Here is a 21788-nt window from a genome sequence, read left to right as displayed (position 1 = left end):
TGCTCCGCGCAGGAGACATCCGCTTGAACCTGGAACCAGCATGCATCTCGAGCCGCCCGCGATGAAAATCGGCGTCATCTCCGACACCCACGGTTTGCTCCGCCCCGAAGCCATTGCCGCCCTGCAAGGCTGTGATCGCATCCTTCACGCGGGTGACATCGGTAACGAGGCGATCCTCGAACAATTGGCCGCAATCGCGCCGGTGGATGCGGTGCGGGGCAACAATGACCTGGACGCATCCTGGGCGCGGGAGTTGCCCGACTGTCTGCACCTGAAGTTCAACGGCTGGACGGTGCTGCTGGTGCATGACATCGCCGACGTGGCGGCCGATCTTGATAGCCGCATCAAGCTGGTGATCACCGGTCATTCGCACAAACCGTGCATCGACTGGCGCGGTGAACGGCTGTTCCTGAATCCAGGCAGTGCCGGGCGCAGACGCTTCAAGTTGCCTGTCACCCTGGCGTTGCTTGAAGTGGTGGACCAGTCAATCGAACCGCGACTGGTATCGCTGCTCGACTGAGTCGCCCTCAACCGTTCGATTCACGACTCGCCGGCAAGCACCCTCACTCTGTGGCAGTCGGACGGTCCAAGTTTTTGGCCGCTCGAGATCAGTGTGACGGCCCTGGTGCTGTGGTTGTTCACCTTCCAACTGTCAACGGGTCCCAAAGCCGACCTCGCGCCTGAGTCAAGCATCGACCTGCAACTCATGCAGAAGAAACCCCAGTGAATCCGGGGCTGCGCAATAACTTTTTGCCGAGCGTTGTTCATCCCACGACATCGCATCATCGGTGCAGAAATCTCCAACACACTCCATGCTCAACTCGCCATCGAGAAGTCCAAGCGGAATCCAGTAGTAAGGCGTTTCGCGAAGAACATTAGGCACGGTCGAGCCACATCGTGAGCAAAAGTCATTTCTGTACCCGCTGGGTTTGCGCCACCCCGTGATCGTCCCTTGCCCTTGCTCCCACCGAAAGTCGCGAGCGTTGACCAGCGTGGCAAGATTATGGCCGACCCCGGTTTGCTTGCGGCACAGGGTGCAATGGCAGCGATAGAAAAATCGGGGTTCAACCGCCAGCGAAAAACGTACCGCCCCGCAAAGACATTGCCCTGATGCCATGAGTATCTCCCTTGAAAAATGCTTCATCCGTATTTGCCGGTCAACGGGTTGGTATTGGAAAAGGGGGGCCGTCCTGTTACTGGCCCCTTATTGCCATGTCGGCTTGGCAAAATGATAACCTTGGGCTTTTCCTGCCCCTATTTCACGCAGCTCCCCACTAGCTCCCCCTGCATTTCAATGACGTTGAACCTATCAGTCGTCGTTGTCATCGCGATCACGGTAGCGACGGTGATCGCGATCATAGTCACTGCGATCATAGCCACGACGATCATAGTCACGGTCATAACCTTGATCATCGTCCCCTCTCTGGTCGTAACCACGTCGATGGTCATGATCGTGATATCGCCCGTACCGCTCCCCGTCATCCCAGTGCGGGCCGCACCCTCCCAACAAGACGGCGCTGGAAATGGCCACGATCAAGATTACTGCGCGATTCATATGAACGTCCTAAACGTCGGAAGTATGGAAGGGTCATGGCTGCTCGAAACCTTCGTCCGGGCAGTGTTCAGACATAGCTATGACCATTCGGTAACCTAATGATTCCGCTGAAAAATACAAACAAGTGACAGTCACTCTCCCATCGAATGCCCGACGAGGCAGCCCGGGCCTGTCATCAATAGCCAAGGGGCTGTCGTCGAATGAAAAGCGCCCCTGATAAGGCGGCTATCTAATGGCAGTACTGAAAAAGTCTCTGGTGATGAGTCGACGTAAGCGACTGCTGCGCCTGAGTCACGAGTTGCCTGGTACGCCAGGCAGGAGAATAACAATATGAAATTCGTGAAAAGTCTTCTGGCTGCCGTACCCCTCATGGCACTGGCCATCGATGCCCGCGCCTATGTATCGAGCCAGGAAGCCGCCCGGCTGGGCACCAGCCTGACGTGGGTGGGAGCCGAAAAGGCCGGTAATGCCGACGGTTCCATTCCGCCCTACAACGGTGGCCTGACCACTGCGCCGCCCGGTTTCAAGACCGGCGACAGCATGCGCCCGGACCCCTTCGCGGGCGAAAGACCGTTGCTGGTGATCAACGGCAAGAACGTCGAAGCTTACAAAGGCATGCTGACCGCCACCACTGTAGCGTTGGCCAAGCGCTACCCCGCCTTTCGCGTCGACGTCTATCCGACCCACCGCACGGCATCGCTCCCACAGGCGGTACTGGACAACAGCCGCAGAAATGCCACCAACGCCAGGTCCCTCAACGGCGGGATCGCCATCGACAACGTGATGCCCGGGGTGCCTTTCCCGATTCCGCAATCCGGCGCCGAAGCGATGTGGAATTTCCTGCTGCGCTACCAGGGCGTCAACATCCACTCCAAGTACGACTCCTGGAGCGTCGACACGGCGGGTGTACCGAGCCTGGCGGTCACCGGCGAGGCATTCGTCTCCTTCCCGATCTACGAGAACCTGTCGAAACCGTTCAACAGCTCCGACATCTACTATCAGTTGAAGCTGTCCTATACCGGACCTGCGCGCCGAGCCGGCGAATCGATCATGCTCAAGAACGCGACCAACCCGGCGGAGTTCCCTGGCCGCGCCTGGCAGTACATGCCTGCCCAGCGCCGCGTCAAACAGATCTCGATCCTGGCATACGACACCCCCAACCCCGGTACTGCCCGTGCACTCGAGCTGTACGACTGGACGCTGGTGGGCAAGCAGGAAATGATCGTGCCCTACAACACTTACAAACTCACCTACGCTCGCGCTGCCAAGTCGCTGACCACGCCTGACTTCATTTCCCCGGACTTCGTACGCTGGGAAAAGCACCGGGTCTACGTCGTGGAGGGCAACCTCAAGCCGGGGGCGAAGCACATCTACCAGAAGCGCCGCTTCTACCTGGATGAAGACACCTGGGCCGCGGTGGCCTCCGATCAGTACGACACCAGTGGCCAGCTATACCGCGGCTCCTTCGCGTTCTTCAGCCAGAGCTACGACCAGCAGGTCCCGGACGCCACCCCTTTCATGACTTACGACCTGTCCAAAGGCACCTACAACATCAATGGCGTGGTGGGCCCCCATGGCGGCATCCGCTACATCGAGCCGCTATCGACGGCGCAGTGGGTGCCAGAATCCATGGCGGGTGCCGGTATCCGTTAGGTCCGCGGCGAACTCCCGATCATGCATGACCGATGAATAACAAAGCCCCCAGGTTCAAAAGAACCAGGGGGCTTGAGATTTCCGAGCGCTGTCATCCGTTCGGTAGATTACCGCTCAGAGACGTCGATCCAGATGGTCTTGATTTCGGTGTACTGATCGTGGGCCCAGATTGACTTGTCGCGCCCGCCAAACCCGGACTCCTTGTATCCACCAAACGGCGTGGAAGCATCACCCTCACCGAAGCAGTTGACCGTCACAATCCCCGCGCGAATTTCGCGCGAGAGCTTGATGGCGTTGCGCAGGTTGTCGGTGTACACCGATGCCGCCAGGCCATACACCGAGTCATTGGCCAGAGCGATGGCTTCGTCAACGGTGTTGAACGTAGTGACCGCCAATACAGGGCCGAAGATCTCTTCCTGGAACAGTCGGCTGTCGACACCTACGCCATCGACAACGGTAGGCTCGACAAAGATATCGCGCTCGGTGTTGCCGCCAAACACAACGTCCAGTTTCTCGACGGCCGCTTGCTCGAGGTAGGAACGAACCTTCTCGAAATGCGCTTTGCTGACCATGGCACCAAGGCGATTGTCCGGATCCAGTGGATTGCCCATTTTCCATTCGCGCATCTGCACGCCGATGCGCTTCAACAACTCGTCCTTGATGTCCGCATGCACGATCAAGCGTGAGGAAGCCGAGCAGTTTTCGCCCATGTTCCAGAATGCGCCATTGACGACGTGGCTGGCGACCAGATCCAGGTCTTCAACGTCATTCATCACCACTGCAGGATTCTTGCCGCCACACTCCAGCACAATGCGCTTGAGGTTCGAATCCGCCGCGTAGTTAAGGAACCGGCGCCCGGTGGCTGTCGAGCCAGTGAAGCTGACCATGGACACGTCCATGTGGCGACCAAGCGGCTCGCCTACTTCACCGCCCCCGCCGGACAGCACGTTGAACACACCGGCGGGCACGCCTGCTTCATGAGCCAGTTCGGCGACACGCAGTGCGGTCAAGGTGGTTTCCTTGGCCGGCTTGACGATGATGGAGCAGCCCGCGGCCAGCGATGGGCCGATTTTCCACGCCAGCATCAGCAGCGGGAAGTTCCAGGGCAGCACCAGACCGACGACCCCGATGGCTTCACGCACCACCAGGCTCAACGCGCCGGAACCGACCGGTGCGGTGCTGTCGTAGATCTTGTCGATCAACTCCGCATGCCAGCGGATCATGTGAATGGTTTCCGGAACATCCGTGAGTTGGCACTCGCGAACGGGTTTTCCACTATCCAGACTTTCCAGGACAGAAAGCTCGTGGGAGTTCTGCTCCAGCAGATCGGCAAAGCGCAGCAACACCTTCTTGCGCTCGCCTGGGCTCAGTTTATGCCAGCGACCGTCTTCGAAGGCTTCCTTGGCCTTGGCCACCGCGAAGTCAACGTCTTGAGCGTTGCAGGCCGTGATCTCGGCCAGCACATCATTGGTCGCCGGGTTGGTTGTCGTAAAGGTTTTGCCCGACACCGATGTGTAGGACTCACCGTTGACGAACGACTGAGTCGGGAACTTCAGGTCCCGAGCGATGGCGGCGTATTCTTCCGCGCTGAGAAGGCCAGTCATTTTGCGCTCCCGGTCACCTGGGCGACGTCACGTTTCAGAGTGGTGATGATGTCCTGCAAGGCCTGTTTCTCGTGTTCGTACAGAGGTTGCAGAGGCGAACGTACACCGCCAGTACGAAGGCCGTTCAACTCGCAGCCAACTTTGATCGACTGCACGAATTTTCCGCTTTCCAGGAAGTCCATCAGCGGCATGAAGGCGCTCATGATCTTGCGGCCTTTATCGAAGTCTTTTTCCACGACACAGGCTTCGTAGAGCGCAACGTGCTCACGGGGAATGAAGTTCGATCCGGCGCAAACCCAGCTGCGTGCGCCCCAGGCGAAGAACTCCAGCGCCTGGTCATCCCAGCCACAGGACAGGCTGATGTTCGGGTATTCCCGTGCCAGGCGATGGACTTGCGCCATGTCGCCGGAGCTTTCCTTGATGGCCACGATGTTTTTGCTTTCGGCAACGGCCGCGAAATACTCCGGGCCCATGCTGACGCCCATGCGTGCCGGGTAGTTGTAGAGCATGATCGGCAAGCCGGCGGCACGATCCACGGTCAGCGCATGGATGGCGTTTTCTTTCTCGGTAGGTAATGCATAAGGCGGAGAGCCCACCAGAATCGCATCGGCCTTGATCTCGCGAGCGGCCTTGGCATATTCGACGGAGTCTTCAGTGCGGATTGCACCGGTACCAATCACCAGTGGCAGTCGTGCGCCGATCACATCTTTAGCCTGGGTCGCCAGTTCGATACGCTCTTGAGAGGTGTGGGCGTAGTACTCGCCGGTCGAACCACCAATGATAATGCCGTGCACTTTCGACTCGATCAGATACTCCAGCACGTCGGCGAAAGCGGCCTTGTCGATTTCACCGCTCGCGGTCAAAGGAGTAATTGCCGGGGTATAAATGCCTTCGAATTTCATGATTGCCTCTCCATTACTAAGGGAATGTTATTCAACCTGGCGTCCACCGCCATTTATCAGGGACAACTCATCGCTTACGGCTCAGTTGCAACTTCTCAACTGCTCAGCGCCGCTGCGTCGCGCAAGTTCAACGAACGTGTTTCAGGTGCCATGGCCCAAGCTGCCATCAGGCCGATAAAAGTGACCACGGCGGCCACATACATCGTGTTGCCGATACCCAGGGTCTGTAGCGAAACAGGTACCAGGTAAGTGCCAACCGCTGCGCCCACTCGGGAAAGGGAAGTTCCGATGCCTACGGCAAATGCGCGAATCTCTGTAGGGAACAACTCGTTCGGATAAACAAGCTGCAGAACTTGTGCTCCACCGATAAACACCGCGTAGGCACCGAACAGGAAGAGCACCAGTACTTCATTGCTGTGTGAAAAAGTCGCCAAGCCCAACAGCGCCAGACCCGACCATAGAAAGCTGTGAATCAGCATGCAGCGCCGGCCAATCGTGTTGATCAGCCTTGTCGCGAGTACACAACCGACCACAAACAGCATCGTGATGATCATGGAACCGTATGAGGCCCACTCCCCTTTCAAATTCAACGCCAGGAGAACCTTGGGGGCGAACGCATAGACTGCAAAAACAGGAATGATCGAGCATGACCAAAAGACGGAAACAAAGAACAACCGTTTCCCATATCCGGAATGAAGCAAATCCAGGAATGACGTTTTCTTTTGGTCTGGCTCCTCAGGGAGATCGCGAAGCGAATAGTGCTGACCGTACACATGCTTGATCACGCACTCTGCATCAGCCTCGCGCCCCTTGCTCAAGAGCCAGCGCGCGGACTCCGGGGTGCCGACACGCAGCAATAGCAGCAACAGCCCGATGACGGAGGCACTCGCCAGCGCATAACGCCAGGCGTCATCTCCGCCCACATTGAGGATTGAAGTACCGACAACGTAGGCAAATGCCGCACCGGCAAACCACAGGATGGTCAGCGCCGCGAGCCTGGGACCGCGTTGTTTCTTCGGCAGGAACTCGACCAACAACGACGTGGCCACTGGATATTCAATGCCCACCGCCAGACCGATGATAAATCTGAGGGCGAACAATACCGGTGCTGACTCAACCCAGAACTGTGCCAACGAACAAACGATGAACAGCGTAGGCCCAACGAAATAAACCTTTTTGCGACCCAGCCTGTCGGTCAACCAGCCACCGATGAAACCGCCAAAAAACACCCCTATGAGTGCCGATGCGGCAATCATTCCTTGCCAGAACTCCGACAAATTCAGGGCGGATGTTATTTGCATCATCGCTATACCGATAATGCTCAGTACATAACCGTCTACAAATGACCCGCCCCCGGAGCGGGCTGTCAGTAATCGATGGAAATTATTGAGAGGAACATCCTCAATAGAGGTATTAGGACTTGTCATTATTGTCTCCTATTCCGCTTCGGTCATTCAGAGGGCTGAAGCGCAAACCCAAAATCCGGGCGAATCAAAGCCGCCTCGATAAGAAACCATCAGCCTTAATGGACTAACCAATAAGCTAAAAACTTCTAACCAATTACTTAACGTTTAACTTGCCTGTCAGAGTGTTGCGAAATCAGCTTTCTTTCCCTGCCCGGCACTGTCCCCACAGCAAGTTCATATTCACGCCTGCTGAAAGTAAGGGTTCCGGTGGGTTTCTGTTAGGTCCTGGGGACGACAACAGAAAATCGATCAGTGGGTCCTTCTTGCCTGCCAGCCAGTCTGCCAGCAAGGTGCCTGTCACCGTGCCACGGGTCACGCCCAGTCCATTGCAGCACAGTGCACCATAGACGTTGTTGGCCAGTTGCCCGAAGTGCGCCATGTGGTTGCGCGACAACGCTAGCGACCCGCCCCAGGTGTATTCGAAATTGACATCGGGGAGCATGGGGAATCTGCGATCAAACGAATCCTTGTGTCGCTGGATAAACCGCTCCAGGTATTTCTGATGGCTGCGTCCATCGGCATTGAAGCTGAAGCTGTTGCGCACCAACAGGCGGTTATCCGTTGTCCGGCGCAATGTAGTGCCGAAAGGATCGGCAGGAATAACACCCCAATAAGGCCGACCTCCCAAGCGTGCCTGCTCATCTTCCGTCAGCTGCCGGGTCAGGCTTGCGTACGTAAAGATCGGCAGCATGCGCCCTTTCAAAAAACCGAAGCTCATGGCGAACGCGTTATTGGTCAGCAGCAACTTGTCCGCAACAATACGACCGTTCTTATGGGTGAGGATGGTTTTGTCGCCGTACTCCACGTCGGTAATCGGCGTATTTTCATAAAGCGTCACGTTGGCCGGCAGGCTGTCGGCCAGGCCCTTTACCAAGGCGGCCGGCTGGATGAGTGCCGTGCCCGGGGTGAACAGTGCCTTGCGATAGAAAGGCGTGCCGATGTGATCCGGCAAGTCCTTCTCTTCGATCATTTCGTATTCCTGACCGAGTTTGTCCAGCCCACGGCGATAAGCATCCAGAACAGAGATACCCCGGTCTTCAATGGCAGCCTGATACTTCCCGCACATGCGCAACTGACAGTCGATCCGGTGTTTTTCCACGAGGCTTTTCAGAATGTGTTGCCCTGTCAGGTTCAACGCCATACTGATTTTTGCCGTCTCGATATCGCCGATATAGTCATCGGCACCGATATCGTGTGGCAGGTCGATGGCGAAGCCGGCATTTCTACCGGAGGCCCCGTAACCGACCTCCTGGGCCTCGATCAGGACAATCTCGTCATCCGGAAAATTCAGCGCCAGTTGGCGAGCTGCCGCAAGCCCGGTAAACCCGGCACCCAGCACGACCCAACGGGCCGAGCGGATGCCCGAGTGGGACGCACGGGCCACTCTCGGCTGGCTAAGGTGGAACCAGCCGCACGTAGAGTCATCTGCAGGTGTGTATCTGATTTTTGCCATTTTTCGCGACCTGGGCTCTTTTATATTTGTAGTTACTAAAAGCGTCCCTTCTGCACGTTCTCGTCACACGGTTCATGCAAGTAGCATCGGTACTGCTTTTTAGTAGGTAAGTGCCACATCCAACCCTTCCGGCGCGGCGTACTCGGACATACGACGTCGCGACAATTCCAGATGCGCGCGCACGATATCTCCCGCCAGAACCTGATCATGGTTTTCAATGGCACTGATCATTTCGTCATGTTGTTGCGCCGCCACTTCCAGGTCTGCTTGCATGTCCACTGTCGTGGGATGGCGATAGAAGATCTTCCCCAGCCGCGCATGGTCGATCAGCAGGCGTTGCAGGCTTGGCATCAAGTAAGCGTTGTGAGCCATCTTGCCGATCTGCAGATGGAACTCGTCGTTGTAGAGCACTCGCTTCTCTACATCTTTCTCTTCGATGGCCGTGCGGAAGAACGCCTGGATGCGCTTGAGCTCTGCAATCTCGGATGGGGTTGCATGGGCGGCCGCCAATTGGGTGGTGGCGATGTAAATCAACGGGGCTGCCAGGAAAAAGCTTCTGAGCGACTGGTAGCTCATCGACGACACGCGGGCGGCACGGTTCGCTTCAAGATCGATGTATCCCTCGGCCGCCATCTGCCGCATGAGCTCGCGCACAGGTGGTCGGGAAAGGCCGAACTCGTCGCACAAGGCCAGTTCGTCAACGACTGCGCCAGGTGCCAGCTCCATGCTCAGGATCCGGCGACGCAACGCCTCTCCCAGCACAGCTTTACGGTCAACGGGCAGATCCGCGGTGGCTTGCAGATCGAGTTCTTTGGTAGCCATTTATTAGAAACCTTTGTACGGGTGAGTGAACGCTGTCTACTACCTGTATTCTCACTATAAAACAACGTTATTCTTTGTGTCTACAATTAAAATACACATTCAAAACAGCCCTTATCCCGAATCGACGGGTGGTTTTTGGGAGGCGGATATAGGGTGGCGTCAGGGCGCCGGATTTTGGCAAAAACAGACATTGGCACGCCCAGGCATACCCTGAGCGCACTCGACTCATAAATGGCGGATGGAGAGCGCCGTGAGCATCAAATCAATGGGGCTTCTTTACTTGACCAGACGAACTTCCTTCGACGGGCGATAGCCAAAGTAGGAGCTGTAGCACTTGCTGAAATGGCTGGGTGAAACAAAGCCACAGGCAACCAGCACATCGACCTGGGAGAGTTCCGTGTGCTGCAGGAGCCGACGCGCTTCGGTGATGCGCAACTCCAGGTAATAGCGTTGCGGTGTAGTGCCCAACTGCTCCCTGAACAGGCGTTCGAGTTGCCGGCGTGAGCGGCCGGCGTAGGTCGCCAGTTGCTCCAGTTCCAGGGGCTCTTCGAGGTTGGCATCCATCAGCTTGACCACCTCCCGTAGCGGCGCACTCAAACAGATGTTTTCTGTCGGCTTGATGCGCCGGTAGCGAGACTCTTCAAAAGCAAGAATGTCCTCGATGCCTTCGACCAGCGCTTTGTCGTGCAGCCCCTTGATCCAGTCCAGTGCCATGTGGAACGCCCCGGAGGGACTGGAGGCTGTAAGCCGGTCTCGATCAATCACATAGGGCTCACTGCTGACCTGTGTCGCCTTGCAGAACTCGGCCAGTGCGGGACGGTGCTCGGGGTGAATGGCGCACCGGTAGCCGGCGAGCAATCCGGCGCGCCCCAGGAACCATGCGCCATTCCACAATCCGGCGAGCGTGATGCCCAGGCCCGCAGCTGTCTTGAGTAACTGTATGAACTCATCGCTAGCCCTGAGCTCTGTCCGGTAACCGCCACAAATGACCAGCATGTCCAGATCTTGAAGTACCGAACAATTGATACGGGCATCTGGCCGGATGACCAGGCCCAGGTCACTGATGACCTCCCCGTCGTTCAAGCCGAACGTCTGGGACGAGAACAGCTTGGGACGCAGTAGATTCGCGGTGACAATCGTATCCAGCGCCTGGGTGAACGCAGGTAAAGAGAAATGTTCGAGCAACAGGAATCCCGCTCGAACCATTTGCGTCGGCTGGTTGGGGTTGTCATTCACATAGCGAAGATTCTTCCCCTTCATGCCTCCGCTAAACTGGCGTCTTTCGATCAATCTTCAATCCACTCTATTACGTTCGAGAATGCGTCATTTGTAGCGCTGAGAAGCCCATCATCCTGACGCCACTCCTGCCGCGTCAAGCAAGCTGAAAGCCATGACGAAGGGGATCTTTGTCATCGACAAAAATGGTGTTGTGTCCGGTGATCTGCGCCCAGCCACCAATACTCGGCCTGATTGCGTCAAAGGTTCCCACTTTCACCGACGCTTCGACTTTTCCTTCGAAGATCGTACCGATCAGGCTTTCGTTGCGGTACGTGTCCCCGACCTTCAACCGTCCTTTGCCAAACAGTTGCGCCATTCGTGCCGAAGTACCTGTGCCACCGGGCGAGCGATCAATCGCCTTGTCACCGTAGAATACTGCACCGCGCCCGTCTGCTGCCGTCGAGTGTTCCTCGTCACACCAGATGACATGGTGAACGCCACTGATCCTGCTGTTCTCTGGATGCACGGGATCACTGACTTCAGACAAGGCGGCGCGAAGCTTCTGGCTCAGGCTGACGATGTCTGCCGTGGTCAATCCATTCAAACCCGGCCAGTTTTCCTGCGGCTCGACCACCGCATAAAAATTGCCGCCGTAGGCAATGTCTACGACAAGCTCGCCAACACCAGGCACATCCACCACCACATCGGCGCTGTGCAGATAACTCGCCACGTTGAACAGGCGGATGGAGTCAACATATTCACCGTTCATGGTGTAGTCGACATCCACGCGACCTGCCGGTGTCTCGATGGCCAGCCGACCAGGTTCGCGAGGCGTGACCAGGCCTTCTTCGATGACGACGGTAGATAATCCGATGGTGCCCGCCCCGCACATCGGCAGGCACCCGCTAACCTCGATAAACAAGGCACCGAAGTCGCAATCCTCGCGGGAGGATGGATAGATGATCACGCCGGACATGATGTCGTGCCCTCGCGGCTCAAACATCAACGCCGTGCGCACCCAGTCATGATCACGAACGAAAATCTCGCGTCGCTCCGCCATCGACACGGATGGCAGCAATGGCCCGCCACCCGTGACGACGCGAACCGGGTTCCCGCACGCATGGGAATCAACACAAAAAAAGCTACGTCTCATTCTGGAAATCTCTTACACGAGTTTGCGCGGGGAGTGACGCTGCAACGCGCCGCGAGACAGCCGATCCAGAAGGAGTGCGACAGCGACGATCGCCAGGCCGGCACGCAGGCCCAACCCCATCTCCATCCTTGTGAGGCCTCGGGTGACTTCAGCACCCAGTCCACCCGCCCCCACCAGGCCTGCCAACACCACCATTGCCAGCGACAGGAGGATGCATTGGTTCAGTCCCACCAACAGCGTCGGCGCGGCAGTCGGCAATTCGATCTTGAACAGTATCGCCCTTGGCGAGGCACCGATGGCCTGGCCCAGTTCAAGGAACTCCTTGGGCAGTTGCTTGAAGGCAAGGGTCGTCAATCTGAGCATCGGTGGAATGCCGTAGACGATGGTCGCAATGATCGCGGGCACCCGTCCCAGGCTAAACAGCATCACGGCCGGGATCAGGTAAACCCAAGGCGGTACGGTTTGCATGATGTTGAGGATCGGCAAGAACGCCTCGTCGACCCGCTTCACCCGTGCTGCCAGAACGCCGAGCGGAAAGGCGATGGATACCGAAATCAGCACCGCAACCGAGACCAGGGCAATGGTCTGCATGGACGCGACCCACAGCCCGGAGAACAGGCAGAATGCCAACATCAACCCGGCAAACAGGGCCACTTTCTTGTTGGCAAAAAACAATGCCAACACCACTACCCCACCGATCAGGGCATAGGGATGCGGCGCAAGCAATGCACCCTCAACGCCGCCCAGTACCGCCTCGATCACCTGGCTGATGACTTTGAACAGACCATGCAAATTGGCGTTGAGCCAATCCACGGCGGGTGCGAGAAATGCGCCTGGTGAAAAATGGATTTCTGCTGAACTCATTTCGATTCTCCCATCCGGGAACGTGCGGCGCTCTGCGCCAATCGATCCAGAATCATGGTCAGGATCACGATGGCAATGGCGGCATTGATCGACTTGGCGATGTCCAGCGTGCGAACAGCGCCATAGATCGATTCACCCAGGCCGCCGGAACCGACGATGCCGGCGATGACCACCATGCCGAAGGCCATCATCAGACTTTGATTGACCCCGGCCATGATGCTTGGCATGGCAAACGGCAGGCGAATCTTGAAGAACATCTGCCATCCGGTGACGCCGCTGGCGTCCCCCAGTTCGATGAACTCTTTTGGCGTCATGCGAATCCCCAGGGAGGTCAGGCGCATGGCGGGTGGCACAGCCACGATAAAAGTCGCCAACAGTGCCGTGGCGGTGCCATAGCCCAGCAGCGCAATGGCCGGCAGCAAGTAGATGTAGGGCGGCATGGTCTGGATCAGATCCAGGAACGGATCCACGACCCGATCAAACGACGGCGCGAGCCCCGCCAGCACGCCCAGTGGAATCGCCACCACCAAGGCAAGCACGGTAGATGTCAGCACCAGGGCAAGCGTGCTGACTGTTTCTGGCCACAAACCAATGACATCACAAAACAACAAGGCCAGCCCGGTGAGGATCGCGAAACGCAAACCGACAGCCCGCCAGCCGATCAGGGCAATGGCTATCGCAATGACGTAGTAAGGTGGGTAGGCGATGCACCACTGCACGCCTTCGTAAACGCCCTTCAAAAACGCATTGGTCGTGTCGAACACGGACTCTCCATTGTCCATTAGCCATTCAAGGCTCGAGTCGACGACCGAATCGAATTGGTTGGAAAAGTCAGGCGTGCTCATGTTGAGGCCTCCAGTGCAGTGGCGGCCTTCGATACCGCGAACTCGTTTGGAATACCTTGGACGCCACGCAGCAAATCACGGGGCGTAATGATCCCCACTACCACTCCGTTATCAACCACAGCGAGTGCGTCGCGCTCGGACTTCATCGTCAAGCCGATAAGCTCGTTGATATCCGCATCGACTGAGGTTTTGATGAGCCGGGCGATGTCGCAGCCGGGGTTTGCTACCTTGAATGACTCCACGGGCGTCATGACGGAATTTGCCCTGACCAGATGCAACCTGGAGATACCGGCGACAAATTCCGCGACGTAATCGTCCGCGGGGTTGAGGACGATCTCCTCGGCCGTCCCCACCTGAATAATCGCGCCGTCCTTCATGATCGCAATCCGGTCGCCGATACGAATCGCTTCGTCCAGATCGTGAGTGATGAATACTGCAGACTTGCCCAGTTCCTTGGTCAGTTGGCGGAACTCATCCTGCAACTGCCGGCGAATCAACGGGTCGAGCGCGCTGAAAGGCTCATCCATCAGGATCACTTCCGGGTCTGCGGTGATTGCCCTGGCAAGCCCTACCCGTTGTTGCATGCCCCCGGACAATTCGCTGGGGTAGCGCGACATCCAGTCGCTCAACCCGACTTTGGCCAAGGCCTGCTCGGCAACCTTGTAGCGCTCGGCCTTGCCCACGCCTTGTACTTCCAGTCCAAACGCCGTGTTCTCCAGAACCGTACGGTTAGGCAGCAACGCAACACTCTGGAAAACCATGCCGATATGACGTGCCCTCACCTCACGCAGTTGTGCGGCATTCAACGACGAGAGTTCTTTGCCCTTGACTACGATCTTGCCGGCGCTGGGTGTGATGAGTTTGTTCAACAGCCTTATCAGCGTAGATTTGCCACTGCCTGACAATCCCATGATGCAGAAGATCTCTCCCCGGCGAACCTGGAGACTGACATCCGAGACCCCGACCACGCAGCCGTAGTTTTGCAGGATCTGAGTCTTGGTGAGCCCCTGCTGAACGACGGCATTCATCGCAGCAGGTGCGGCTTTCCCGAAGATTTTCCAGACTGACTGGCAATCTATCAGCACTTCGTTGGTATCAATGTTGGGCGTTGTCATTTTTCGTACCCGTCGAACCAGTTTTTCTGGTTTTTCTAATGAATCAAAGGGCGGCAGTGGCGTTTAAAAAGATGCTCGTTATTTCTTTATGTTTTCCCAGCGCTTCAACAGGTCAGCGTGCCCATCAGTCCAGCCTTGAATGGCTTGCTCCATGGTCTTGCCGTCCTTTACTTCACCGTTTATTGCCGTGATATCTGAAATCGGCACGTATACGCTGGCCATTACTTCACGTGCACGTGGGTTTTCCTTTGAGAAATCCTTGTGGCCAATCCAGTAGTAACCTTGTGGCGGTGGGAACACACCCTTTGGATCCTTGAGGAACTTCAGGTCGAACTTCTGCGCCATCCATGAAGGCTCCCACACTGTGACGGCAACCCACTCTTTACGATCGACTGCCGACTTCAGTGCGGCTGTCATGGCAGCGGTACTGCCTTCGAGCAGTTGCAATTTGATGCCGTAGTCCTTGACCGCCTTGCTCGCGTCATTCATCAAGCCCGAACCTGGTTCGATACCGATGATCTTGTTGCCGAACTTCTCGGCGTTGTCATTGAGTTGTTCGATTGAATCGATGTCGACGTATTTAGGTACGGCGATCGCTTGGTAAAGGCCATAGGAAACCGGGGATAGTTTTTCCAGGCGGTTCTTGTTTTTGTTCCAGTAGTCATTCGCCGCGTAGTCGGTTTGTGAGGCAAGTACCTGGATATCTCCTTTGGTCAGAGCGGCATAAGCAATACCCCACTCGGAAAACTCGATGACTTTTACGCTATAACCGGAATCCTCAAGCACCTTTTTGGTAATACCGGTAATGGGGGTCAAGTCTTCCCAGGTCAACGTACCCATGGTGATTGTTTTTTCTTCCGCGTGAACAGGCAGCATTACCATGCCCATCATCGCGACCGCGCAGACTGCCTTCCAAATCTTCTTCATGGCGTTCCTCGATCTACGTTAATATTTTTTATATTAGTCTCTAAACAATAGAGGCCCGTGGTGCACAGCTATAAGCTCACCATCTGTTTCAGTTGTTGTTGTTGCCTATCAATCCGTAAGCGGATTGATATTCAATGCCGCCGTTTCTACGACATCAACTCGTATCGACCCTCATGCCAATTAAGCGAGGACCGGTATTATTTAAATGGAGTTGGCAGGTCTGCCTTCATTCCATTGGGGGCGATAAACATTTCCATGTTCTCGCGAGAGAGCTCCCAATGCTCAAAGACCAGGTCAACTACAGCGCTCTCGTCACGACGCTCAATGGCTTCAATAAAAGAATCGTGGTGCTCTGCGGAAAGCTGTAGCCGTTGTTCCATGTCCTCATCGCGAGGGCGGAAAAATGTATGACCAATCCGTGCGTGATCAATCAGCAGTCTTTCGAGGCTCGGCTCAAGGTACTGATTGCCCGACATTTCACCCATGATCGCGTGGAATCGATTGTTTTCCACGACCATCATCAGGGCATCACGGGACACCGTCGCAGCACGGAAACGGCGTTGCGTTTCCTTCAGGTCAACCAGCTGCTGAGCCTTGAAATTCTGAACGGCCAGGCGACCTATCGCGGCGTACACCATGGGAGCCACCAGGAAAAAATTTCGCAGTGTCGAGTGGTTCATGGGAATCACCCGGGCACCGCGGTTCTCCCTGATATCGATGTACCCCTCACCGGCAAGACGTCGAAATACTTCTCGCACCGGGGTTCTCGAAAGCCCGTACCGTTCGCTGATGGCAACCTCATCCAGCGCCTCGTCAGGATCGAGCTCCATCGTGAGGATCTGACGCTTGAGGTCGTCATAAAGAGTGCTCTTGCCGTTTTTCACAATGACCTCCCGAGGCAGTCAAATCAGCGGTTACGGCTTGTTGTTGAATTCAGATTCGCACGGGTTTCGGGTGTCGTCAATGATTTGTATTTTTTATGTATACACAGAAAATACTGTAAGAACACACATAGGAAATAGATTATTTCTTTACAAATCAAATAGATAAAATTTCAAACCGAAATCATAGGGTCGTTAACAGAAATGTAACCTGTCGCAAATTGAACGGCCCTTCGGCCTCGGGATCGGGCACCTGGCCAGGTCGGATGTCCGACGGCGCCGTTTTCAAGACCGCAAACGACATGCTGCCGACATGACAAACAGGGCAATGTTCGAGAAATGTAGCGAGGGGGATCTGGTCATTCAAAGCCGCGAAGCGGCTTCGACTTGAAGGAAGGGGTCGACCACGTCTACGCGGTCCGATCTGAATCAGCTCTCAGAGGCGATCGCTGACTCGTCAATGGTTTCTGCCGCCAGCTTCAATCGGTCCGCTTTACAAATGTATTTAGGCTTGCTCTTCGGTGCCAGTTTGGCACTGGCCTTTTTGGCCTTAGCCTTGAATAGTTGCTTTAGTTTCTTTTGACGGTTCATGTTGTTCTACTCAGCCTGTAATTCTTGAATGATATCAGCTTGAGACATTTAGCCGATTCAACTTTGCGGCTCCACGATCCTGAGCCAGGGCCAGCGATCCCGATAACTTCTCGCCTTCTGATCGAACAGCTCTGGCTTGAGATTCTTTGGGTTGATTCGAAGTAGGCCGTGCTCGGTGTCGGCCAGACCGTTGGGTGCATAGACCTCACCCGTTTCGATATCCAGACCAATGCAGGTGCCGGCAATCAGGTAGCGATCTATCCCGTCTTTAGCCGACTGAAGCCTTGGATAATCCCCACCAAAGCGCTGGCGGTACCACAGGTGGACGCGGGCCTGATTCTTGATCTCAATGTTCACGTCGAGGTCCTGGAACAGACGCTGACCTGATTCGATGACCTCATTCTCAGCTTCCCATGACAGGTCATCATCGAAGTAAAAGACGTCGTAATCCTTCACGCCCCACTCTGGCGGTCGCTGTGCCTGTTGATTCCAGACGGCCTGGAACAGGCAGCCGGCCGTTAGCATGCACTGGTTCAAACCGAGTTCAGGCAAGCGAGTGGAAATCTCTGCGTTTACCGGATTGGTCATTGCGATCCTGACCAGGCTTTCGACAGTCAATGTTATCTTCATCCCTTCTGATTGATCTAATCCCGGCGACCGACAATACCCTCAACGCTGTTCAAATTTGCAAAAAAAGTCGCCCTTTTTTCTCTCTCGGCCAATCTGGCGCGAATCATGCCTGATTCAATGGCCTGAAGTCGGTACTGACTATGTGGGTGACACTTTTGAAGTGAACCACCTCAGTGCCTGCCCCGATAATCGATAGCTTACTGACGAACTGTCGAGGTCAAGCATGACGAACGCAACTACGGAACAAGTCAGCCCACAAACACTGAGAAGAGTGATTGTGGCTGCCGGCATCGGCAATTTCGTCGAGTGGTTCGACTTTGCCGTGTATGGCTTTTTGGCCACGACCATCGCCCAGCAATTTTTCCCCAGCGGCGATGCCAGTGCCGCGCTGCTCAAGACCTTTGCGGTATTCGCCGTGGCCTTTGCGTTTCGACCCCTTGGAGGGATTTTCTTCGGCATGCTGGGCGACAGGATCGGCCGCAAGCGCACCCTCGCGATGACCATCCTGCTGATGGCAGGAGCAACGACCTTGATCGGTCTGCTGCCCACTTATGCGGCAATCGGGGTCATGGCGCCGATTCTTCTGTCCCTGATCCGTTGCGCCCAGGGTTTTTCCGCCGGCGGAGAATACGCAGGTGCCTGTGCCTACCTGATGGAACATGCGCCGAGTGACAAGCGCGCCTGGTACGGCAGCTTCATTCCGGTGTCGACATTTTCCGCCTTCGCCGCGGCCGCCGTGGTGGCCTACGCGCTCGAGGCGTCATTGTCGGCCGAAGCCATGCGAAGCTGGGGTTGGCGCCTGCCGTTCCTGATTGCCGCACCCCTGGGCCTGGTGGGTCTTTACCTGCGCTGGAAGCTCGATGAGACACCGGCATTCCAGGCGGTGACTCAGGAACATGCTGTCGCACATTCTCCACTCAAGGAAACCTTGCGCAACCATGGTGCGGCGATCTGTTGCCTGGGCGCTTTTGTGTCACTCACAGCACTTTCGTTTTATATGTTCACCACCTACTTCGCGACCTACCTGCAAGTGGCCGGTGGCCTGAGTCGTGCAACAGCGTTGCTGGTGTCACTGATTGCATTGCTGTTCGCTGCGGCGATCTGCCCGTTGGCCGGGCTGTATTCGGACCGGGTCGGGCGTCGAGTCACGGTGATGACCGCATGCGCGCTGTTGATCGTGGTCGTGTATCCATCGTTCCTGATGGCCAGTTCCGGTTCGTTCGCCGCGTCCATCGTCGGCGTCATGCTCCTGGCGATTGGCGCGGTGTTGTGTGGCGTGGTAACCGCAGCCTTGCTCTCGGAAACCTTCCCTACCCGCACTCGGTATACCGCCTCGGCGATCACCTACAACATGGCGTACACCCTTTTCGGCGGCACCGCGCCGCTGGTGGCAACGTGGCTGATCAGCACCACCGGCAGCAACCTGTCGCCGGCGTTCTACCTGATTGCGATTGCGTTGCTCGCATTGGCGGGCGGGCTGGCATTACCGGAGACTTCAAGGATTTCCCTGCACGACGTTGCGGCGCAGGAGAAAGCCGAGGGCGTGGGCGCATCCGCCTGAAAACACGAAACGAGCCGGCCAGGCGTCACGTGAGCGAGGTTTCCCTCAGCGGCCGTTGACTGGCCGTCAAAACCCCGCACAATTGCCGGCTTTTTTCGCGACAGGACGTCACTCATGCAACGGATTGTAATTCTAGGCAATGCCGGTAGCGGCAAATCCACCCTCGCCCGCGCCCTTGGCAAGCGTCTGGGCCTGCCCGTGGTGCACCTCGATACCTTGTTCTGGGAGCCCGGCTGGATAGAACCCGACGCGGAGCAATTCCGCGCGCGGGTCAGCGCAGCGATCGCAGCGGATACCTGGATTTGTGAAGGCAACTATGCCCGGCGCACCTTTGACCTTCGCCTGCCCCGGGCCGACCTGATCATCTGGCTCGATACGCCGCGACTGACCTGCTTCGCCCGAGTGATCATGCGCAGCGTCAGCAAGCGCCCTCGCCCTGACCTTGCAGCCGGTTGCCCAGAGAAGCTCGACCGGGCGTTCCTGACCTTTCTGAACTTTGTGTGGAATTTCGATCAGGGTTACCGCCCCGGTATCGAGGCGGTGCGCCTGACCACAGGCCCGCGGATTCCTGTGGTGCATTTGTGCAATAGCCAGCAGATTGCCGCCTTTCTCCATGGTTTGCCCGCAATGCCAGGCACCTGCCCTGTATAGAGGGCGCATGATTTCACATTGATATCGCCGTTTTGTCATGAAATGAAAAGAAATTGTCGTCGAATGAATGGTCGATAGCCTCCCCCGTCCATAAATTTCTCTTCGGGCCCGCGCGTTGAATCCCGCGATCCGACGCCTGGCCCGGCTGGCGCAATGCCTGGGCGCATTTCTGATTTATATGCTCAACATAATAATAATCCGAGGGGTCGCATTGTATGCGTGTGAATTTACCCGTAACCGAGCATGAAAGAGTTTTCCCCACCGAACAGCGATTGATCTCCACGACCGATCTGGATAGCCGAATCACTTACTGCAACGACGCCTTTGTTGCCATCAGCGGTTTCACCTACGACGAACTGGTGGGTCAGACCCATAACCTGGTTCGACACCCCGATATGCCACCCGGGGTATTCGTGCATATGTGGCACACCATCAAGCAAGGCAAACCCTGGATGGGTATTGTGAAAAACCGCTCGAAGAATGGTGATTTCTATTGGGTCAGTGCCTACGTCACGCCCATCTATGAAAACGGACGCATGAGTGGCTACGAGTCGGTCCGCTCGGTGCCCAGCCGCGACCAGGTCCGCCGGGCATCAGCGCTCTATTCCAGGATGCGGGCCGGCAAGCCGATCGTTGCGCGCAGCGCGCGGATTTTCCGGCCACTGCGACAGGGGTGGCCATTATTGATGGCTGGCGGGGTTTCACTGTCCGGTAGTCAGTGGCTATCGACAACCGCGGCACAAGGGGTCCTGATCGCGAGCCTTGGCGTTGCCTGGTACCTGATCGAGTCCCGAAATCGCAAGGCCATCGAGCGTACCCTGGCCGAACATCCGAAAGCCTTTTCCGATCCGTTGGTCGCCCTCACCTACAGCGATAACCACGGCCCCCAGGGGCAACTGGACATGGCCATGGTCAGTGAGGAAGCGCGCCTGCAGACAGCCCTGAGCCGGCTCGTCGATGCCGGGGTCAATGTCAAGGCCAAGGCGGCGCAATCATCCGAGCTCTCAGGTTCCCAGGCACAGTCGCTTGATCGTCAGCGCAGTGAAACCGATCAGTCTGCAGCGGCCATTTCACAGATGGCCGCCACCATTCAGGAAGTCACGCAGAACGTCATCAGCACCGCACATGCCGCGTCGGAGGCTGACCAGTTGACCCGTGACGGTAGTGAGTTGGCCCGGCAAAGCCTGAGCGCCATGAAAACCATGCATGAGGCGGTCAACGAGATTGGCCAGGCGGTCGATGCATTGGCGAGCGAAACGCAATCGATCGGCAGTGTCGTGGATGTCATCACCTCCATTGCCGAACAGACCAACCTGCTGGCGCTCAATGCGGCCATCGAGGCGGCCCGGGCAGGTGAGCAAGGTCGCGGTTTTGCCGTGGTTGCCGACGAGGTGCGTTCCCTTGCACAACGCACCCGCACCTCCACCGAACAGATCCACGGCATCATCGCTTCACTGTATGCCGGTGCCGATCGCGCCGTATCAACGGCCAATCGTGGCGAGCAGATTTCCCGCGAAAGCATGCAAAGTGTCGAGGCGGTGCAGTCGGCGTTGGTCGGCATCAGCCAGGCCGTCACCCGGATAACCGGCATGAGCCAGCAGATGGCCTCGGCGTCTGAAGAACAAAGTCACGTGGCTGAAGATATCAATCAGCAGATCACCCGGATTGCCCAACTGTGCGACCACAGTGCCGGGCAGGCCAAGCAAGGCGCGGCGATCAGCCAGGATCTGGAAGTCATGGCCGATTATCTGCACAGCCTGGCCGAACGTTTCAGCCGATAGCCATCAGTGCCTGTTGACCATCTTGCATCCGGACAACAGGCAGCCTCAGTGGAAAACAGCGACGCGTCCCTCAACGCCCCCAGTCCCAATGATAGAATCCTGTTTTGAAAAAGGAG

At 56.7% G+C, this 21788-nt stretch carries 20 protein-coding genes and 2 pseudogenes; 6 read left to right on the top strand and 16 right to left on the bottom strand.

The genetic code is table 11. The annotated features are described in order from the left end of the window. The first annotated feature begins 61 nt into the window (after nt 1-61). Nucleotides 62-520 carry a metallophosphoesterase family protein gene (locus KGB20_RS21660; protein ID WP_154909285.1) on the top strand — a complete coding sequence of 153 codons (459 nt, stop codon included), beginning with the start codon at nt 62-64 and terminating at the stop codon, nt 518-520. A 165-nt stretch (nt 521-685) separates the two neighbouring features. Here KGB20_RS21660 and KGB20_RS21655 read toward each other — a convergent pair whose 3' ends face one another. Further along, a complete protein-coding gene (locus tag KGB20_RS21655; protein WP_154909038.1) occupies nt 686-1117 on the bottom strand; it encodes a GFA family protein in 432 nt (143 codons plus the stop codon). Between the two features lie 192 nt (nt 1118-1309). Beyond that, the gene (locus tag KGB20_RS21650) at nt 1310-1555 is read right to left on the bottom strand and encodes a hypothetical protein (RefSeq protein ID WP_150813170.1); all 246 of its coding nucleotides are present in this window, start codon (nt 1553-1555) and stop codon (nt 1310-1312) included. Between the two features lie 330 nt (nt 1556-1885). Between KGB20_RS21650 and KGB20_RS21645 the strand changes: the two genes are divergently transcribed. Next, nucleotides 1886-3208, top strand: coding sequence for a DUF1329 domain-containing protein (locus tag KGB20_RS21645; protein WP_154909037.1), 1323 nt, complete (start codon nt 1886-1888; stop codon nt 3206-3208). Nucleotides 3209-3315: 107 nt separating this feature from the next. On the opposite strand, the gene KGB20_RS21640 is transcribed toward KGB20_RS21645, so the two are convergent. The 14 genes from KGB20_RS21640 to KGB20_RS21575 form a co-directional block, all read right to left on the bottom strand. Next, nucleotides 3316-4812 (bottom strand): aldehyde dehydrogenase, encoded by a 1497-nt coding sequence (locus KGB20_RS21640; protein WP_154909036.1) that lies wholly within the window; start codon nt 4810-4812, stop codon nt 3316-3318. Further along, nucleotides 4809-5714 carry a dihydrodipicolinate synthase family protein gene (locus KGB20_RS21635; protein ID WP_154909035.1) on the bottom strand — a complete coding sequence of 302 codons (906 nt, stop codon included), beginning with the start codon at nt 5712-5714 and terminating at the stop codon, nt 4809-4811. The genes KGB20_RS21640 and KGB20_RS21635 overlap by 4 nt, the downstream gene beginning before the upstream one ends. A gap of 95 nt (nt 5715-5809) precedes the next feature. Further along, nucleotides 5810-7141 (bottom strand): MFS transporter, encoded by a 1332-nt coding sequence (locus KGB20_RS21630; RefSeq protein ID WP_154909034.1) that lies wholly within the window; start codon nt 7139-7141, stop codon nt 5810-5812. Between the two features lie 172 nt (nt 7142-7313). After that, complete coding sequence (locus tag KGB20_RS21625) at nt 7314-8633, bottom strand: NAD(P)/FAD-dependent oxidoreductase (protein WP_154909033.1); 1320 nt, start codon at nt 8631-8633, stop codon at nt 7314-7316. A gap of 99 nt (nt 8634-8732) precedes the next feature. After that, complete coding sequence (locus KGB20_RS21620) at nt 8733-9455, bottom strand: GntR family transcriptional regulator (protein ID WP_154909032.1); 723 nt, start codon at nt 9453-9455, stop codon at nt 8733-8735. 276 nt (nt 9456-9731) lie between these two features. Further along, entirely contained in the window at nt 9732-10715 is a 984-nt protein-coding gene (locus KGB20_RS21615) for a GlxA family transcriptional regulator (protein ID WP_154909284.1), read from the bottom strand. A gap of 112 nt (nt 10716-10827) precedes the next feature. Beyond that, nucleotides 10828-11826 (bottom strand): 4-hydroxyproline epimerase, encoded by a 999-nt coding sequence (locus tag KGB20_RS21610; protein WP_154909031.1) that lies wholly within the window; start codon nt 11824-11826, stop codon nt 10828-10830. Between the two features lie 12 nt (nt 11827-11838). Further along, a complete protein-coding gene (locus KGB20_RS21605) occupies nt 11839-12690 on the bottom strand; it encodes an ABC transporter permease (protein WP_057714865.1) in 852 nt (283 codons plus the stop codon). Next, nucleotides 12687-13535 (bottom strand): ABC transporter permease, encoded by an 849-nt coding sequence (locus KGB20_RS21600; RefSeq protein ID WP_154909030.1) that lies wholly within the window; start codon nt 13533-13535, stop codon nt 12687-12689. The genes KGB20_RS21605 and KGB20_RS21600 overlap by 4 nt, the downstream gene beginning before the upstream one ends. Further along, nucleotides 13532-14650, bottom strand: coding sequence for a glycine betaine/L-proline ABC transporter ATP-binding protein (locus tag KGB20_RS21595; protein ID WP_057714867.1), 1119 nt, complete (start codon nt 14648-14650; stop codon nt 13532-13534). Before KGB20_RS21595 ends, KGB20_RS21600 begins: the two co-directional genes overlap by 4 nt. Before the next feature lie 78 nt (nt 14651-14728). After that, nucleotides 14729-15577 carry a glycine betaine ABC transporter substrate-binding protein gene (locus tag KGB20_RS21590; RefSeq protein WP_154909029.1) on the bottom strand — a complete coding sequence of 283 codons (849 nt, stop codon included), beginning with the start codon at nt 15575-15577 and terminating at the stop codon, nt 14729-14731. Between the two features lie 197 nt (nt 15578-15774). After that, nucleotides 15775-16461: a GntR family transcriptional regulator gene (locus KGB20_RS21585; RefSeq protein WP_057714869.1), complete on the bottom strand. Its 687-nt coding sequence runs from the start codon at nt 16459-16461 to the stop codon at nt 15775-15777. A 426-nt stretch (nt 16462-16887) separates the two neighbouring features. After that, on the bottom strand, nt 16888-17049 hold the full coding sequence (locus KGB20_RS21580; protein WP_154909028.1) for a DUF2986 domain-containing protein: 162 nt from the start codon (nt 17047-17049) through the stop codon (nt 16888-16890). A 57-nt stretch (nt 17050-17106) separates the two neighbouring features. Further along, a complete protein-coding gene (locus tag KGB20_RS21575; protein WP_154909027.1) occupies nt 17107-17637 on the bottom strand; it encodes a nucleotidyltransferase family protein in 531 nt (176 codons plus the stop codon). Nucleotides 17638-17902: 265 nt separating this feature from the next. Here KGB20_RS21575 and KGB20_RS21570 point away from each other — a divergent pair, with 265 nt between their 5' ends. The 4 genes and pseudogenes from KGB20_RS21570 to KGB20_RS29350 all read left to right on the top strand — a co-directional run. Then, nucleotides 17903-19240, top strand: coding sequence for an MFS transporter (locus KGB20_RS21570; RefSeq protein WP_154909026.1), 1338 nt, complete (start codon nt 17903-17905; stop codon nt 19238-19240). 114 nt (nt 19241-19354) lie between these two features. Continuing rightward, complete coding sequence (locus KGB20_RS21565) at nt 19355-19891, top strand: AAA family ATPase (RefSeq protein ID WP_090455142.1); 537 nt, start codon at nt 19355-19357, stop codon at nt 19889-19891. A gap of 215 nt (nt 19892-20106) precedes the next feature. Then, nucleotides 20107-20415: pseudogene (locus KGB20_RS29355) on the top strand (PAS domain-containing protein); the annotation flags it as partial. Nucleotides 20416-20697: 282 nt separating this feature from the next. Next, nucleotides 20698-21672: pseudogene (locus KGB20_RS29350) on the top strand (methyl-accepting chemotaxis protein); the annotation flags it as partial. Nucleotides 21673-21788: the final 116 nt, after the last annotated feature.

Source organism: Pseudomonas sp. BF-R-30 (genome assembly GCF_019956175.1).
Lineage (GTDB): Bacteria > Pseudomonadota > Gammaproteobacteria > Pseudomonadales > Pseudomonadaceae > Aquipseudomonas > Aquipseudomonas jessenii.
This window is presented reverse-complemented; position numbering and strand designations above follow the sequence as displayed.